Here is a 13,609-nt window from a genome sequence, read left to right on the forward strand (position 1 = left end):
CGATCAAGACGATGCGGGATACGGGTCGGGACATGTTGGACAAGTACAAGGAGACCTCACGCGGCGGTCTCGCCGTGAACGTCATCGAGTGCTGACCCGCGGCCCGGCGCCATTGGGGGGACGCGCCAGGCCGGTCGTCGGTCAGCCGGGCCCTGACGAGTCGGGGCGGTCCTGGTTGAGGGAGCTCTCCAGGTGGGCGAGGGCGCGGTCCAGTGATGCGGGGGCGTCCATGCCGGGATCCTGGGCCCAGTCGAGCCAGGTCGACAGCAGGATGCCGAACACCGCGCCGCTGACGGCCCGCACGCGGTCGTCGTACGACGGGCGGTCGAGCCTGGCCGCGACCAGGTCGGTGAGGGTCTGCTTGGTTCTGGTGATGTTGGCGAGGCTGGCCGCCCACAGGGAGGGGACGCTGAGCACCAGCGCCTGACGCTCCCGTTTCGCGGCGATGTCCGCGTCGGTCACGCCGGTGAGCACGGCGCGCAAGGCGTTGCGCAGGGCCGTGACCGGGCCGAGCTCCGCCGGCTGGGCCGCGTAGGCCGCGGCGATGAGGGTGTCGTAGTCGTCGAGGGTGACCAGCGCTTCCTTGGTCGGGAAGTAGCGGAACACGGTCCGGTGCGAGACGTCGGCGGCCTGGGCGATCTGCTCGATGCTGGTGGCGTCGTAGCCCTGCTCACGGAACAGGCGCAGGGCGTGCCGCTGGATGGCGGCGCGGGTGTCGGCCTTCTTGCGTTCCCGCAGTCCGGGTGCTTCGGGTGACGTCATGCGGGATCCTTCAGCGGGATGACCGTCCGATACTTTCCGCCGGCGGACTGCTGCGGCGGCTCGTCAGCGCGTTCCAGGATGACATGCTCCAGACGGTGCTCGGCGAGCAGGCCGGCGATCCCTTCGCGGACGGCGCGCCACACCGTCTCCGGGTCCGCCTCCGGCGTGGCGCGCAGCCGTACGCGCAGGCCGGCCGGGCCGGTCTGGACGATCTGGTAGAGCTGTACCCCCGGCGTGCGATCCACCAGTGTGTTGAGCATCAGCGGCGCGATGACGCCCTGGCCCCGCCCGGTGGTGAACGTGAGCAGGTCGGCCACGCGTCCCTGGACGCGGAGGGCGGGCCGCGGGTCGCCGCACGGGCACGGGTCGGGCCGTCGCAGGACGCTGTCGCCGAGGTCGTAGCGCAGGATCGGCTGCACCCGGTTGGCCAGGTTGGTGATCAGGACCGTGTGCGACGGCTCGCCCGGCGGGGTGGGGGAGTGGTCGGCCTCCACCGGTTCGACCACGGCCCAGTCGCTGTTGACGTGGTACCAGCCGTGCGCGCAGCCCTCGGTCAGGAAGGGGCACTCGCTGGCGCCGTAGGTGTCGCGCACCTTGGCCCCGAACGCGCGGGCCATCCGCTCGTGGTCGCCGCCGGTCAGCGTCTCGCCGGCGGGCTCCACCAGCGCCGGAGCGATGCGCAGCCGCCCCGCCTCCTGCTCGGCGGCCAGCATGCCGAGGACGCTGCCGTAGCCGAGCAGGAGCGCGGGCCGGAACTCGTTGAGCGCCTCGACCAGCGCGTCGAGCGGGGCGTGCACCGGGAAGAGGCGGACGGTCCTGCGCCGCAGCCGGCTCGCGCGCATGCGGGCGGCGCCCGCCGAGACCAGGAAGTGCCCGTTGGCCGCGGCCACGATGGCCATCCGCCCGCCGCCGGCCACGATGCGGGGAACGTCGCCAGCGTCCAGCCAGGACACCATCATGCGCATGCCGAGGGCGTAGTTGACGGCGATGTCCCGGTCGTCCTTCACGAAGATCGCGGGGTTGCCGGTGGTGCCGGAGGTGGTGACCGCGAGATACCGGTCCAGGAAGCGACCGCCCACCAGCGTGGGGTCCGCGACGAACGCGCGGGCCCGCTCAAGCGTCACCTCCCGGTCGGTGGCCCACTGATCGTAGTGCGCCATCAGCGCCGCCTTGCCGGTGACGGGCAGCCGGGCGGGGTCGTCGAGGCCGGACGGCAGCCCCCGGTAGAGGTCGCGGTAGTAGGGGGAGTGGGTGCGGGCGTGCTCGACGAGGTCGGCGAGCCGCCGCCGCTGGACGGCCGCCCACGCGTGACGTCGTCTGGTACGGCGTGCGTCTCGCAGCACCAGGGGAATGCTCTCCTTCATGCGGAACATTCTGTCACAGCAATGACAAATGTCAGTCAAATGCCAGAATTTCGCCAGGAGGGTGTGGCCCTCGGGAGACAGGCCGGACGGCCGGAGCTATGTAGAGTTCGAGCTATGCCGAAGATGACGATGACGTTCCAGCTGGTGCTCGGAACGTTCCTCGACGCTCCCGACCGGGAGTTCTACGGCCTGGAACTCATGAACGCCACCGGCCTGGCCAGCGGCACCGTCTATCCGATCCTCGGCCGGTTGGAAGGCCTGGGCTGGGTGGAGAGCCGGCACGAGGACCCCGGCGTCGGCATCCGCGAGAAGCGGCCGACCCGTCGCTACTACCGGCTCACCCCCGACGGCCTCGAGAGCGGCCGCGCCGCCATCGCACGGGCGCATCGCTCGCGCGGACAGCCCGCCCCCTGGTGGCTCGGCCGTACCGGGGAGGCGCTATGAGCATCCGGCCCATCCTCGACGCCCTCCCGAGGGCCTTACCTCCCGCGCAGCTCGACCTGGTCGAGCGGGCTCACGCGGTCGCCGCGTTCTGGCACCGCGGACAGCGACGGCGCAGCGGCGAGCCGTACATCGGGCATCCGGTGGCGGTGGCCGCCATCCTCGCCGAACTCGACGCGGGATACGAGATGCTCTGCGCGGCGCTCCTCCACGACGTCCTCGAGGACTCCGCGTGCACCAAGGAGGCGTTGCTGCGCGACTTCGGCGAGGAAATCGTCACGCTGGTCAGCAGCATGGGCACCCTCCACGACCCCGCCGACCTGGAAAGGTGCGCCGACGACCGCCTCCTCATGCTCAAGCTGGCCGACCGGCTGCACAACCAGCGGACGATGGAGTTCCTGCCGAGGGACAAGCAGCGCCGCAAGTCCCGGGAAACGCTGGAGGCGTTCGCGCCGGCCGCCGCACGGCTCGGCCTGGACGGGATCAGGGTGGAGCTGGAAGAGCTGGCCGGCGCGGTGCTGTCGGCGCCCGCCGAGGTCCGCTTCTCCTTCCACGCGCTCGCGGTGGGCGCGCTCGTCCTTCCCGCCGAGGTCCGGGCGCGGTGGCTGGCCGAGTGGCTGGGCGAACTGCACGCGTTGCCCGGCAGGCGGGCACGGGCCCGCTTCGTGGCGCACCTGCTCTGGGGGCTGCCGCGGATGGCGGCGGCCGTACGCGGGCCGACGCTGACCGCCGGGAGCGTCCTGCGCCCCGCGACACGCTGCCTGCGGTGGCTCCTCAGATCGGACGCCCGCGTGTGGGCGCTGCTCGGGCCGCCGCTCGCCTGGCTGGTGCTCGACACGGCGGCCGACCGGCTCGGCGACGCCGTGGTCATCCTCATCACCGTCCCGCCGGTGCTGGCCGGCGGCGTGCGTGCCGTACGGGAGCGGCTGAAGGACTCCGACCCTACGTCGTGATCGCCAGGGACGCCGCGCTGACCGCCGCGCCCGTCACGGCACCCGCCAGCACCTGGGCGGGCGTGTGGTGCGAGACCCGCACCCGCGCCCACCCGATCACGGCCACCACGACCGCACCCGCCAGCAGCACCGGCAGCGCCGGGAGCACCTGGGCCAGCACCACGGCGGTGCCCGCCGACACCCCCGCGTGGAACGAGATCTTCCACGCGAGCGTGATCAGGCCCATGACCACCACCCAGCCCAGCATCACCGCCGCCGTCGCCACCACCATGTCCGGGGCGTCGAGCAGCACCAGTACGGCGAGCCCGGCCACCACGGCGACGAATCCGGCCAGCATCGGCCCCTTGCGGCTCCTGCGCTCGACCACATGGATCGAGTCCAGGCGGCCCCGCCGTACCCCGAGCGCGATCACGGCCGCGGGCACGCCCGCGCACAGCGCCGCGGCCAGCAGCCCCCACGCCAGGCCGGCCCAGCCGTCGGCGAGCAGCCCCACCAGGGGCGGCATGGCGATCGCCACGTACTGCGGCGCGAACACCTCGGTCACGGCGGCGGCCACGGTCCCGCCGGTCGCCTTCCAGCCTTCCGCGCGCTGATCGGTCACGTCTCCTCCTGAGGTACCGGTCGTCCGGTGGTCGGTCATGCGGTCAGGAAGCGCCTGACCGCCGCCAGCCAGTCCTCGGGCTGGTCGATGTGCGCCATGTGTCCGGCCTCCGCAAGGATGACCGCCTCGGCGCACGGGGTCGCGGCGACCAGCGAGGAGGGGAAGGTCATGTCCTGGCGCCCGTGCAGCAGGAAAGAGCCGCTCCCTCCAGGGGCGAGCTGTCCCACACCGAGGGATGGGCGCGCTTTCTGCGCTCGTACTCCGCCCACCCCGCGAAGGCGTCCGGCGGCACCGGCAGGACGCTGCTCGACGCCACGATCAGCCGCCGCACCAGCCCGGGATGCCGGATGGCCAGGCGCAGCGGTCGGAGGGCACCTCGAACTTCCTGACGTGCAGGCGCATCTACCCGGCGGCCTCGACGAGCGCGCGGAAGAGCGAGCCGTCCTCGCCGGCCTCGGGATGCCACTGGACGCCCAGGGCGAAGCGGTGACCCTGCAACTCGACCGCCTCGATCGCGCCGTCGGCGGCGTGGGCGGTGGCGTTGAGGCCCGTGCCCAGGCGCCTGATCGACTGGTGGTGGTAGTGCGGGACCGTCACGGTCTCCTCGCCCAGGATCGCGGCCAGGTGGCTGCCCGGGGTGACGGAGACCGGCATGTGCCCGAACTCGCCCGGGGCCGGGGCGTGCCCCGAGTGGCCGACGACGTCGGGAAGATGCTGGTGGAGGCTGCCGCCGAGGGTGATGTTCAGCACCTGGAGCCCTCGGCAGACGCCCAGGAAGGGCATGCCCGCCTTCAGCGCGGAGTCCGCTATCGCAAACTCCGCCGAGTCGCGAAATGTCCGGATAAATCCCGTGCGCTCGTGGGCCGTCTCCGCGTACCGCGACGGGTCGATGTCGCCCCCGCCCGCCAGGATCACCCCGTCCAGCCTGTCCACGATCGACGCCGGATCGCCGGCGGGCGGCACGATCACCGGCTGCCCGCCCGCCCGCACCACCTGCTCCACGTACATGTACGGCAGCAGCGCCGTCGTCATCTCCCACACCGTGAACCGCGCGGGCTCGACGTAACAGGTAATGCCGATCAAGGGTCTGGTCATCACAACTCCTGCAGGGGTCCTTCATACGGGGAAAGGCCCATCTCCACATTGGCCTTCAGCTAAGGTGCGGTGCGTGGCGAGGACCGTGAAGCGAGCCTACAAATATCGCTTCTATCCCACTCCCTCACAGGCAGACCTTCTGTCCCGCACCTTCGGATGCGTTCGCCTGGTCTACAACAAAGCACTTGATCTTCGCAGGGGTTCCCACGCCGCGCACGGCAAGGCTGTCTCCTACGGGGAGTCCTCGGCTGAGCTGACGAGATGGAAGCGGAGCGAGGAACTGGCGTTCCTGAACGAGGTGTCCAGCGTGCCGCTGCAGCAGGCGCTGCGTCACCTGCAGAGCGCTTTCGCCAACTTCTTCGCCGGACGAGCGAGGTATCCGTCATTCAAGTCCCGCAAGAGATCGCGATCCAGCGCCGAATTCACCCGCTCGGCGTTCACCTATCGCGACGGCGTCCTGAAGCTCGCCAAGATGGACAGGCCGCTGGATGTTCGCTGGTCGCGTCCACTTCCCCTGGCCGCGAGGCCGTCCACCGTCACCGTCTCCCGTGACAGCGCCGACCGCTGGTACGTGTCCATCCTGGTCGAGGAGACGATCGCACCGCTGCCGCCTGTCGATCAAGCGGTGGGCGTGGACGCTGGGCTGTCGGTGCTCCTGACGCTTTCCACCGCCGAGAAGATCATCGGTGCGAAGGCGGAGAGGAGAGATCGCAAACGCCTCGCGAGAGCCCAGCGCAACTTCGCGAGCAAGGCGAGGGGCTCGGCCAACCGAGAGAAAGCGCGGGTCAAGGTCGCCGGCGTCTACGGGCGAATCGTGGATCGGCGGCGAGACCACCTGCACAAGGTGACGACACGGCTTGTTCGCGAGAACCAAGTGATCGCCGTGGAGGATCTCGCCGCGCGCAACCTGATGAGGAACACGTCGCTCGCGCGTGCGGTCGCGGATGCGGCGTGGCGAAGCCTCCGGCACATGCTGGAGTACAAAGCGGCCTGGTATGGGCGGGAACTGGTGGTGATCGACCGCTGGCTTCCTTCCTCCAAGACCTGCTCGTCCTGTGGCGCCGTACGGGCGAGTATGCCGCTTGACGTCCGGTCGTGGACCTGCGCCTGCGGCGCGGTGCACGACCGGGACGTCAACGCCGCCAAGAACATCCTGGCCGCTGGGCTGGCGGACAGGTGAAACGCCTGTGGAGCTGATGGAAGACCTCAAGGAGAGCTCTCTCCGACGGGCGGTCGGCGACGAAGCAGGAAGCCTCCTGGGACGATCCGAGAGGATCTCTTCCGGGAGAGCAGGTCAAAGCGGTGTAACGTACGCCCCCGAGATGCCGCCGTCGACCAGGAACTCCGAGCCGGTGATGAAGGACGCGTCGTCGGAGGCGAGGAAGGCGACCGCGGCGGCGATCTCGCTTGCCTCGGCGAAGCGGCCGACGGGAATGTGGACCAGGCGGCGCTGGGCGCGCTCGGGGTCCTTGGCGAACAGCTCCTGCAGCAGCGGCGTGTTCACCGGGCCGGGGCACAGGGCGTTGACCCTGATGCCCTCGCGGGCGAACTGCACGCCGAGCTCCCTCGACATCGCCAGCACGCCGCCCTTGGAGGCGGTGTAGGAGATCTGGGAGGTGGCCGAGCCCATCACCGCGACGAAGGAGGCGGTGTTGATGATCGAGCCCTTGCCCTGCCGCCGCATGTAGGGGATGGCGTGCTTGCAGCACAGGTAGACGCTCGTCAGGTTGACCTCCTGCACGCGGCGCCACGCCTCGATGCCGGTCTCCAGGATGGAGTCGTCGTCGGGCGGGGAGATGCCCGCGTTGTTGAAGGCGATGTCGACGCTGCCGTAGGTGTCGAAGGCGGTCTGGTACATCCTGACCACGTCGTCCTCGTTGGTGACGTCGGCCCGCACGAACAGGCCGCCCACCTCGTCGGCGGCTTTGGCGCCGGTCGGCTCGTCGAGGTCGACGCAGACGACCTTGGCGCCCTCGTCGGCGAACCGTCGTGCGGTGGCCAGGCCGATTCCGCTGCCGGCGCCGGTGATGACGGCGACGCGATCCTGCAAGCGCTGCATATGTCCTTCTCTCGGTGGGTGCTCTGCTTCTCGCGCGGGCCCAGGAACCCGGGCGGGGGTCCCGGGGCCTCATGACGGGGCCGGAGGGCCGTGACCCCGGTCAGTCGGTGGCGATGAAGACGTTCTTGGTCTCGGTGAAGGCGGCCAGGGCGTCGGGCCCCAGCTCCCGTCCGAGCCCCGACTCCTTGAAGCCGCCGAACGGCGTCCAGTACCGCACGCTGGAGTGGGAGTTGACGCTCAGGTTCCCGGCCTCGACCGCCCTGGCCGTCCGCAGCGCCCTGCCGACGTCGCGGGTCCAGATCGAGCCGCTCAGGCCGTAGCGGGTGTCGTTGGCGATCCGCACCGCCTCGGCCTCGTCCGCGAACGGGACCACCGACACCACCGGCCCGAAGATCTCCTCGGTGAAGGCGCGGTCGGTCACGGCGGAGGTGAGGACGGTCGGCGGGAACCAGAAGCCGGGGCCGTCGGGGCATGACGTCTGCAGGTAGGGGTTGTCGGGGACGAAGCCGCGCACCCGCTCCAGGTGCTCGGCGCTGATGAGCGGCCCCATCTCGGTGCTCTCGTCGAGCGGGTCGCCGACCTTGACGTTCGTGACGGCCTGCGAGAGCCGTACCAGGAAGTCGTCGTAGACGGAGGCCTCGACGAGGATCCTGGAGCGGGCGCAGCAGTCCTGCCCCGAGTTGTCGAAGACGGCGTAGGGCGCGGTGGCGGCGGCCCTGTCGAGGTCGGAGTCGGCGAAGACGATGTTGGCGGACTTGCCGCCGAGCTCCAGGGTGAGCCGCTTGACCTGCCCGGCGCACGTGGCGGCGATCTGCTTGCCGACCTCGGTGGAGCCGGTGAACACGATCTTGGCGACGTCCGGGTGCTCGACCAGGCGGGCGCCGGCGACCTCGCCCGCGCCGGGCACGACCTGGAGCACCCCCTCGGGGAGACCGGCCTCGAGGGCCAGCTCGGCCAGCCGGAGCGCGGTCAGGGGGGTCCACTCGGCGGGTTTGACGATCACCGTGTTGCCCGCGGCGAGCGCGGGGGCCACGCCCCACGTCATGATCACCATGGGGAAGTTCCATGGCACGATCACGCCCACCACGCCGAGCGGCTCGTGGAAGGTGACGTCGAGGCCGCCCGCCACGGGGATCTGCTTGCCGTGGTCGCGCTCGGGCGCGCCGGCGTAGAAGTGCAGCACGTCGCGGACGTTGCCCGCCTCCCAGCGGGCGTTGCCGATCGTGTGGCCGGCGTTGGCGATCTCCAGACGGGCCAGTTCCTCGGCGTGCGCGTCGACCTTCTCGGCGAAGCGCCGCAGCAGGCGGGCGCGGTCGCCGGGCGAGACCTGCCGCCAGGTCAGGAAAGCGGTCCTGGCACGCTCCACCGCTCTGTCGATCTCCGCCGCGTCGGCGAGCTCGACCTCGGCGACCACGGCCTCGGTCGCCGGATTGATGATCTTCACAGTCTCTCGAATCCCCTGAACAGTTCCCAGTCGGTCACCGCCGCGTCGAAGGCGGCCAGCTCGACGCGGGCGTTGTTGGCGTAGTGGGCCACCACGTCCTCGCCGAAGTTCTCGCGGGCCAGCTTCGACCCCTCCCACAACGTGAGCGCGTCGCGCAGGGTGTGGGGCACGGTGTCGGCGCCGCTGGTGTAGGCGTTGCCGGTGAACGGCTCCTCCAGCGGCAGCTCGTTGTCGATGCCGTGCAGTCCGGCGGCGATGAGCGCGGCCACCGCGAGGTAGGGGTTCACGTCGCCGCCCGGCACGCGGTTCTCGACGCGCAGGGAGGGCCCGTGGCCGACGAGGCGCAGCGCGCACGTGCGGTTATCCACACCCCACTTGACGGCGGTCGGCGCGAAACTGCCCGGCACGTACCTCTTGTAGGAGTTGATGTTCGGGGCGTAGAGGAGGGTGAGTTCCCGCAGGCAGGCGAGCTGTCCGGCGATGAACCAGGCCCCCTGCTCCGACAGCCCGTACGGCCGGCTCCCTGCCATGACCGGCTCGTTGTCCACAGACCGCAGCGAGATGTGGATATGGCAGGAATTGCCCTCACGCTGGTTCGGCTTGGCCATGAAGGTGATCGACCTGCCCTCCTGGGCGGCGATCTCCTTGGCGCCGTTCTTGTAGATCGCGTGGTTGTCGCACGTGCGCAGGGCCTCGTCGTAGCGGAAGGCGATCTCGTGCTGGCCCAGGTTGCACTCGCCCTTGGCCGACTCGACGTACATGCCCGCGCCTTCCATCTCGCGCCTGATGCGGCGCAGGAGCGGCTCGATGCGGGCGGTACCGAGCAGCGAGTAGTCGACGTTGTAGAGGTTGGCCGGTGTCAGGTCGCGGTAGGCCCGCCGCCACGCCTCCTCGTAGCTGTCGTCGTAGACCACGAACTCCAGTTCGGTGCCCACGTAGGCGGCCAGCCCGCGCTCCTCGAGCCTGGCGAGTTGCCGGCGCAGGATCTGCCGGGGCGAGGCGACGACGTCCGTGCCGTCCTCCCAGGTCAGATCGGCCATCAGCAGGACGGTGCCCTCCTGCCAGGGGATGCGCCGCAGCGTCGACATATCGGGTTTCATCATGAAATCGCCGTAACCGCGGTCCCATGACGACATCTCGTAGCCGCTGACGGTGTTCATGTCGACATCGACGGCCAGGAGGTAGTTGCACCCCTCGGAGCCGTGGTGTAGCACCTCGTCAAGGAAGTATCGGGCGGACAGGCGCTTGCCCTGCATCCGGCCCTGCATGTCGACCAGGGCCAGCAGGACGGTGTCGATCCGCCCCTCGGCCACCTCGTCGCGCAACTCGTCTAGTGAAAGGAAGCCACCCGGCACAGTCACCCTCCCTGCTATTGGGCTAGTGTTAGACCATTGGTAAGCCGCAGTCAAGACCTCTGCCGAGGGGGGCCATGAACCCGTTGACGGTGTTGCGCCCGGTCCGGGCGGGCAACGCCTTCGAGGAGACCGTGGAGCGGCTGCTCCAGGCGATCAAGCTGGGCATGGTCGCCCAGGGGGAGAAGCTTCCCCCCGAGCGGGAGCTGGCCGTCCAGCTGGGAATCAGCAGGGTGACCCTGCGCGAGGCCATCCGCGCGCTGCAGGACGCGGGCTATCTCGACGTACGGCGCGGCAGGTACGGCGGCGCCTTCGTCATCTACGCCCCGCCCGCGCCCGGCAGCGGCGACCTGCGCCAGGCGGTGGCCGAGATGGGCTCCGACTCGATCGCCGACGCGCTCACCTTCCGGATGGCCGTCGAGTGCGGGGCCGCCCAGGTGCTGGCCGGCTCGTCGCTGTCGGAGGAGCAGCGCGAGGTGCTGCTCGGCCGCCTGGCCGACCTCAACGCCGCGGGCCCCGAGGAGTACCGCCGCCTCGACACGGCCTTCCACCTGTCGATCGCCGAGCTGACCGGCTCCCCGCTGCTGGCCGCGGCCTGCGCCGACGCGCGGCTGCGGGTGACCGACCTGCTCAACGCGATCCCCATGCTGCAGGTCAACATCGAGCACGCGGCGACGCAGCACGAGGCCATCGTCGCCGCCATCCTCGACGGCGACCCGGAGGCGGCCAGCCGGGCGGTCGCCGAACACCTGGAGGGCACCGCCGCCCTGCTGCGCGCCTTCCTCGGCTGAATGTCACGATCACGTCACCGAGCGTGCCTTCCGGTCGCGCCGGGTTCATCATGATCACATGCGTGGCACCCTCGTGGCGGTGTTATGTGCGGCCCTGGTCACCGCGGCGATCGTGGCCGGTGTCGGGGTGGTTTCGCGAGGTCCCGATCCCGCCACCACCACCTGTCCCGACGGCACGCGCGGCGACACCGTCCGCACGACGCGCCTCCAGGTGGACAACACCGACGTCGACGCGCCCACCCTCACCGCCGTCACCGTGGTCACCGTTCCGCGCGCGCATCCCGTCGTGGCCGACCTGCTGGCCGAGCCGAGGGAGGGCGGCTACCAGGCGGCCATGAACTGCCTGCTGAACGGCGGTGACCCGGAGGTGAGGTGGAGGGAGAAGCGGGAGAGCCTGCCCCGGATCGAGATCGGGCAGGAGAGCGTCACGGTCACCGACACGGTCAGGGTGGGCATCGAACTGGTCGCCGACGGCCAGGGGCTCGGCGATCAGGACCTGTGCAGCGTTCCGGACTACGGCTGGGTGCGGCACGTGGCCAGGGACGACGACGCGGAGTGGCGCTGCGTGCCCGACGCCGTCTTCGGGCCGTGGGAGTTCTACCAGGTCAACGATCGCCACTGGCACTTCGTGCTGCGCACCGAACCGGACCTGTGGCGGCTGCCCTGGCGGGAGATCGTGGTGGAACACCCCGACGGATGGCTGAGCTCTCCCAGCCCGCCGCCGGGCACGTGGGGCCAGAACACCGCCACCTGGCGGCAGCAGGCGGTCACCGCCCGGGTGTCGTTCACGCTGACCCCTGATCTGGACGGCTGGGGTGCCGCCGTGATGAGCGGCTATCCCGAGCGGATGGCCCGCGATCTCCTCAGCGAGTTCTGGACGTTCCTCACGCTTCTGGCGGGGCTGCTGATCCACCTGCGGTGGGGCCGGCGGGACCGGGCGCTCGTGGCGGTGCCGACCGTCCTCAGCGGCTTGCACCTGGTGCGCCTGCTCACCTACGACCTGCTGGGCCCGCCGGTGGCGGACGGGGCGGCTCGGATGGTGTTCTGGAGCGTGTCGAGCGGCGTCCTGGTCATCGCCGCCTCCGCCGTCCTGTGGGCCGGTGGCCTGCCCCGGTGGCAGTTGGTCCTCGGCCTGTCCGCGGTGCTGGCGGGCACCCTCGGGGCAGGGCTGGCGGGGTGGCTGACGGCGGGCTTCCCCGACGACGAGCCTGGCGGGCTGCCCTGGACCCTGGCGGGCATCGCCGCGGCCGATCTCCTGCTGGTGGCGCTGCTGTCGGCGGCGTGGATCAACGGGATGCGACGCGCCTTCCTGCGCGAGCACGGCGGTGCCGTCCCGCGCTGGGTGTGGGTGGTCAGCTGGGGTCTTGCCGCGCTCACCACGGCATACGCGTGCTTCGCCCTGGCCAGGGACCGCCTGCGGGTCATGTGGCTGGCCGAGGACCAGGATCGGTCACCTCCGACCTGCTCTGGATGCCCTTCAACCTGGTCACCTGGTTCGCCGGCTACGTGCTGTGGCTGTGGCCGGTGACGGTCCTGGTCGTGGCGCTGCGCTTCAGGACGTTCACGCTGGCGCGGGAAGGCCCGGACGGCGGGGGCGCCCGTGCGCTCGTGGTGTGGGTCTTCGTCGCCAACGCCTTCGGCTACTCCCACTTCTACGGCGGCCTCTGGCTGCCGGTCGCCCTGGTGGCAGGAACGGTGACCCTCTGGGCGGTGCTCCAGGCGACACGCCCCTGGGTGCTGTCGGCCCGGCGGCTCGCCGACGGCCGGCCCCTCCACGCCGAACTGCGCGCCGGCACGATCGAGCAGGTGCGGAAGGCGGCCGGGCGGTACCTGTGGGCCCGGCGGTCGGGCAGGGAGTGGGACGCCAAGCCGCTCGACTCCGCCGAAGGGCTCGACGACTGGCACGAGGGAGCGGACGCGCTGCGCGCCGAGTTCCGGTCGCTGCGCAGGGGGCCGCGTTCGGGCAGGGAGGTGCTGCCCGCCGACGTGACTCCGCTCGACCTGGCCCTGCTGGCCGGCCCGGACAGGTCACGGGGCGCCGGGGGCGTCACCTGGCGGGCGGGCCGTCAGGCCGACCTGGCCTGGCGGGCCGGGCTCTTCGCGCTCGCCCTCGGGTCGGTGCCGTCCGGGTACATCGTCTGGCACGACATCGTGCTGACGGGTGGACCGGGACGGCTGGACTGGTTCGCCGGGCTCGCCCAGCCGGTGTTCGCCTTCGGGGAGGCGGCCTTCTGGTTCGTGCCCGGCTACCTGCTCGGCCTGTTCTGGGACCAGCTACCGGGACGGCGCGGCCCCATCAAGGCCCTGCCGTTCATCGTGACGTACCTGGTCTACACCCTGGTCAGGCTGGGGCTGGACCAGCTCTTCGACATGGGCGACCTGAACGGCCTCGTGGTACGCGCGGTGGTCCTGGCGGCCGTGCTGACCGCGACGGGACTGTACGTGGACGCCCGCACGATGAGGAACGTCCTGCCGCCCTGGAGCAGGGTCGGCAGGTACGTGCTGGACATCTACCGGCTGGAGACCCTGCCGTCACAGGCCACCTTCCTGCTCGCGCAGATCGCCGCGATCCTGGCGATCATCCAGTTCGTCGGCGGGGGCGGAGGAGAGCCGCCCGCGCCGGGAGTGGATCCGTTCCAGGTCCCCAGGACGCCCTAGGAGCTGTTTCCTGGATCACGTGCGGAGCCAGATGACCAAGGCTGCGACCGTGACGGTTCCCAGGAACATGTAGGCGCGTTTGTCGTAGC

15 protein-coding genes are annotated in these 13,609 nt (G+C 70.8%); 6 read left to right on the plus strand and 9 right to left on the minus strand.

Going from position 1 to position 13,609, the window contains the following annotated elements; translation table 11 throughout:
* Window positions 1-141 precede the first annotated feature (141 nt).
* Window positions 142-762, minus strand: coding sequence for a TetR/AcrR family transcriptional regulator (locus tag ACWENQ_RS45785; RefSeq protein WP_452419768.1), 621 nt, complete (start codon window positions 760-762; stop codon window positions 142-144).
* Entirely contained in the window at window positions 759-2,126 is a 1,368-nt protein-coding gene (locus tag ACWENQ_RS45790; protein ID WP_452419769.1) for a phenylacetate--CoA ligase family protein, read from the minus strand. Before ACWENQ_RS45790 ends, ACWENQ_RS45785 begins: the two co-directional genes overlap by 4 nt.
* 114 nt (window positions 2,127-2,240) lie before the next feature.
* On the opposite strand from ACWENQ_RS45790, the gene ACWENQ_RS45795 reads away from it, so the two are divergent.
* Both ACWENQ_RS45795 and ACWENQ_RS45800 read left to right on the plus strand, forming a co-directional pair.
* Complete coding sequence (locus tag ACWENQ_RS45795; RefSeq protein WP_449931175.1) at window positions 2,241-2,570, plus strand: PadR family transcriptional regulator; 330 nt, start codon at window positions 2,241-2,243, stop codon at window positions 2,568-2,570.
* Window positions 2,567-3,520 carry an HD domain-containing protein gene (locus ACWENQ_RS45800; RefSeq protein WP_452419770.1) on the plus strand — a complete coding sequence of 318 codons (954 nt, stop codon included), beginning with the start codon at window positions 2,567-2,569 and terminating at the stop codon, window positions 3,518-3,520. Before ACWENQ_RS45795 ends, ACWENQ_RS45800 begins: the two co-directional genes overlap by 4 nt.
* On the opposite strand, the gene ACWENQ_RS45805 is transcribed toward ACWENQ_RS45800, so the two are convergent.
* The 4 genes from ACWENQ_RS45805 to ACWENQ_RS45820 all read right to left on the minus strand — a co-directional run bounded on the left by ACWENQ_RS45805 (window position 3,510) and on the right by ACWENQ_RS45820 (window position 5,216).
* Complete coding sequence (locus ACWENQ_RS45805) at window positions 3,510-4,121, minus strand: hypothetical protein (protein ID WP_452419771.1); 612 nt, start codon at window positions 4,119-4,121, stop codon at window positions 3,510-3,512. The genes ACWENQ_RS45800 and ACWENQ_RS45805 overlap by 11 nt on opposite strands.
* 35 nt (window positions 4,122-4,156) lie before the next feature.
* On the minus strand, window positions 4,157-4,291 hold the full coding sequence (locus ACWENQ_RS45810) for an alpha/beta fold hydrolase (protein ID WP_452419772.1): 135 nt from the start codon (window positions 4,289-4,291) through the stop codon (window positions 4,157-4,159).
* Window positions 4,288-4,452 carry a hypothetical protein gene (locus ACWENQ_RS45815; RefSeq protein WP_452419773.1) on the minus strand — a complete coding sequence of 55 codons (165 nt, stop codon included), beginning with the start codon at window positions 4,450-4,452 and terminating at the stop codon, window positions 4,288-4,290. The genes ACWENQ_RS45810 and ACWENQ_RS45815 overlap by 4 nt, the downstream gene beginning before the upstream one ends.
* 71 nt (window positions 4,453-4,523) lie before the next feature.
* Window positions 4,524-5,216: a gamma-glutamyl-gamma-aminobutyrate hydrolase family protein gene (locus tag ACWENQ_RS45820; protein WP_449931168.1), complete on the minus strand. Its 693-nt coding sequence runs from the start codon at window positions 5,214-5,216 to the stop codon at window positions 4,524-4,526.
* Window positions 5,217-5,289: 73 nt separating this feature from the next.
* Between ACWENQ_RS45820 and ACWENQ_RS45825 the strand changes: the two genes are divergently transcribed.
* Complete coding sequence (locus tag ACWENQ_RS45825; RefSeq protein ID WP_452419774.1) at window positions 5,290-6,396, plus strand: RNA-guided endonuclease InsQ/TnpB family protein; 1,107 nt, start codon at window positions 5,290-5,292, stop codon at window positions 6,394-6,396.
* A 114-nt stretch (window positions 6,397-6,510) separates the two neighbouring features.
* Here the strand turns inward: ACWENQ_RS45825 and ACWENQ_RS45830 are convergent, their stop codons facing one another.
* From ACWENQ_RS45830 to ACWENQ_RS45840, 3 genes are all read right to left on the minus strand, one after another.
* Window positions 6,511-7,275 carry a 3-oxoacyl-ACP reductase gene (locus ACWENQ_RS45830; protein ID WP_452419775.1) on the minus strand — a complete coding sequence of 255 codons (765 nt, stop codon included), beginning with the start codon at window positions 7,273-7,275 and terminating at the stop codon, window positions 6,511-6,513.
* Between the two features lie 100 nt (window positions 7,276-7,375).
* Entirely contained in the window at window positions 7,376-8,719 is a 1,344-nt protein-coding gene (locus ACWENQ_RS45835) for an aldehyde dehydrogenase family protein (RefSeq protein WP_452419776.1), read from the minus strand.
* The gene (locus ACWENQ_RS45840) at window positions 8,716-10,074 is read right to left on the minus strand and encodes a glutamine synthetase family protein (RefSeq protein WP_449931186.1); all 1,359 of its coding nucleotides are present in this window, start codon (window positions 10,072-10,074) and stop codon (window positions 8,716-8,718) included. The genes ACWENQ_RS45835 and ACWENQ_RS45840 overlap by 4 nt, the downstream gene beginning before the upstream one ends.
* 74 nt (window positions 10,075-10,148) lie before the next feature.
* Between ACWENQ_RS45840 and ACWENQ_RS45845 the strand changes: the two genes are divergently transcribed.
* From ACWENQ_RS45845 to ACWENQ_RS45855, 3 genes are read left to right on the plus strand one after another with little or no spacing between them, the layout of a single operon-like run.
* Entirely contained in the window at window positions 10,149-10,862 is a 714-nt protein-coding gene (locus tag ACWENQ_RS45845) for a FadR/GntR family transcriptional regulator (RefSeq protein ID WP_354922703.1), read from the plus strand.
* Between the two features lie 58 nt (window positions 10,863-10,920).
* Window positions 10,921-12,390: a DUF6185 family protein gene (locus ACWENQ_RS45850; protein ID WP_452419777.1), complete on the plus strand. Its 1,470-nt coding sequence runs from the start codon at window positions 10,921-10,923 to the stop codon at window positions 12,388-12,390.
* Window positions 12,333-13,520 carry a DUF6185 family protein gene (locus tag ACWENQ_RS45855; RefSeq protein ID WP_452419778.1) on the plus strand — a complete coding sequence of 396 codons (1,188 nt, stop codon included), beginning with the start codon at window positions 12,333-12,335 and terminating at the stop codon, window positions 13,518-13,520. The genes ACWENQ_RS45850 and ACWENQ_RS45855 overlap by 58 nt, the downstream gene beginning before the upstream one ends.
* Window positions 13,521-13,609: the final 89 nt, after the last annotated feature.

The organism is Nonomuraea sp. NPDC004354 (assembly GCF_053602555.1).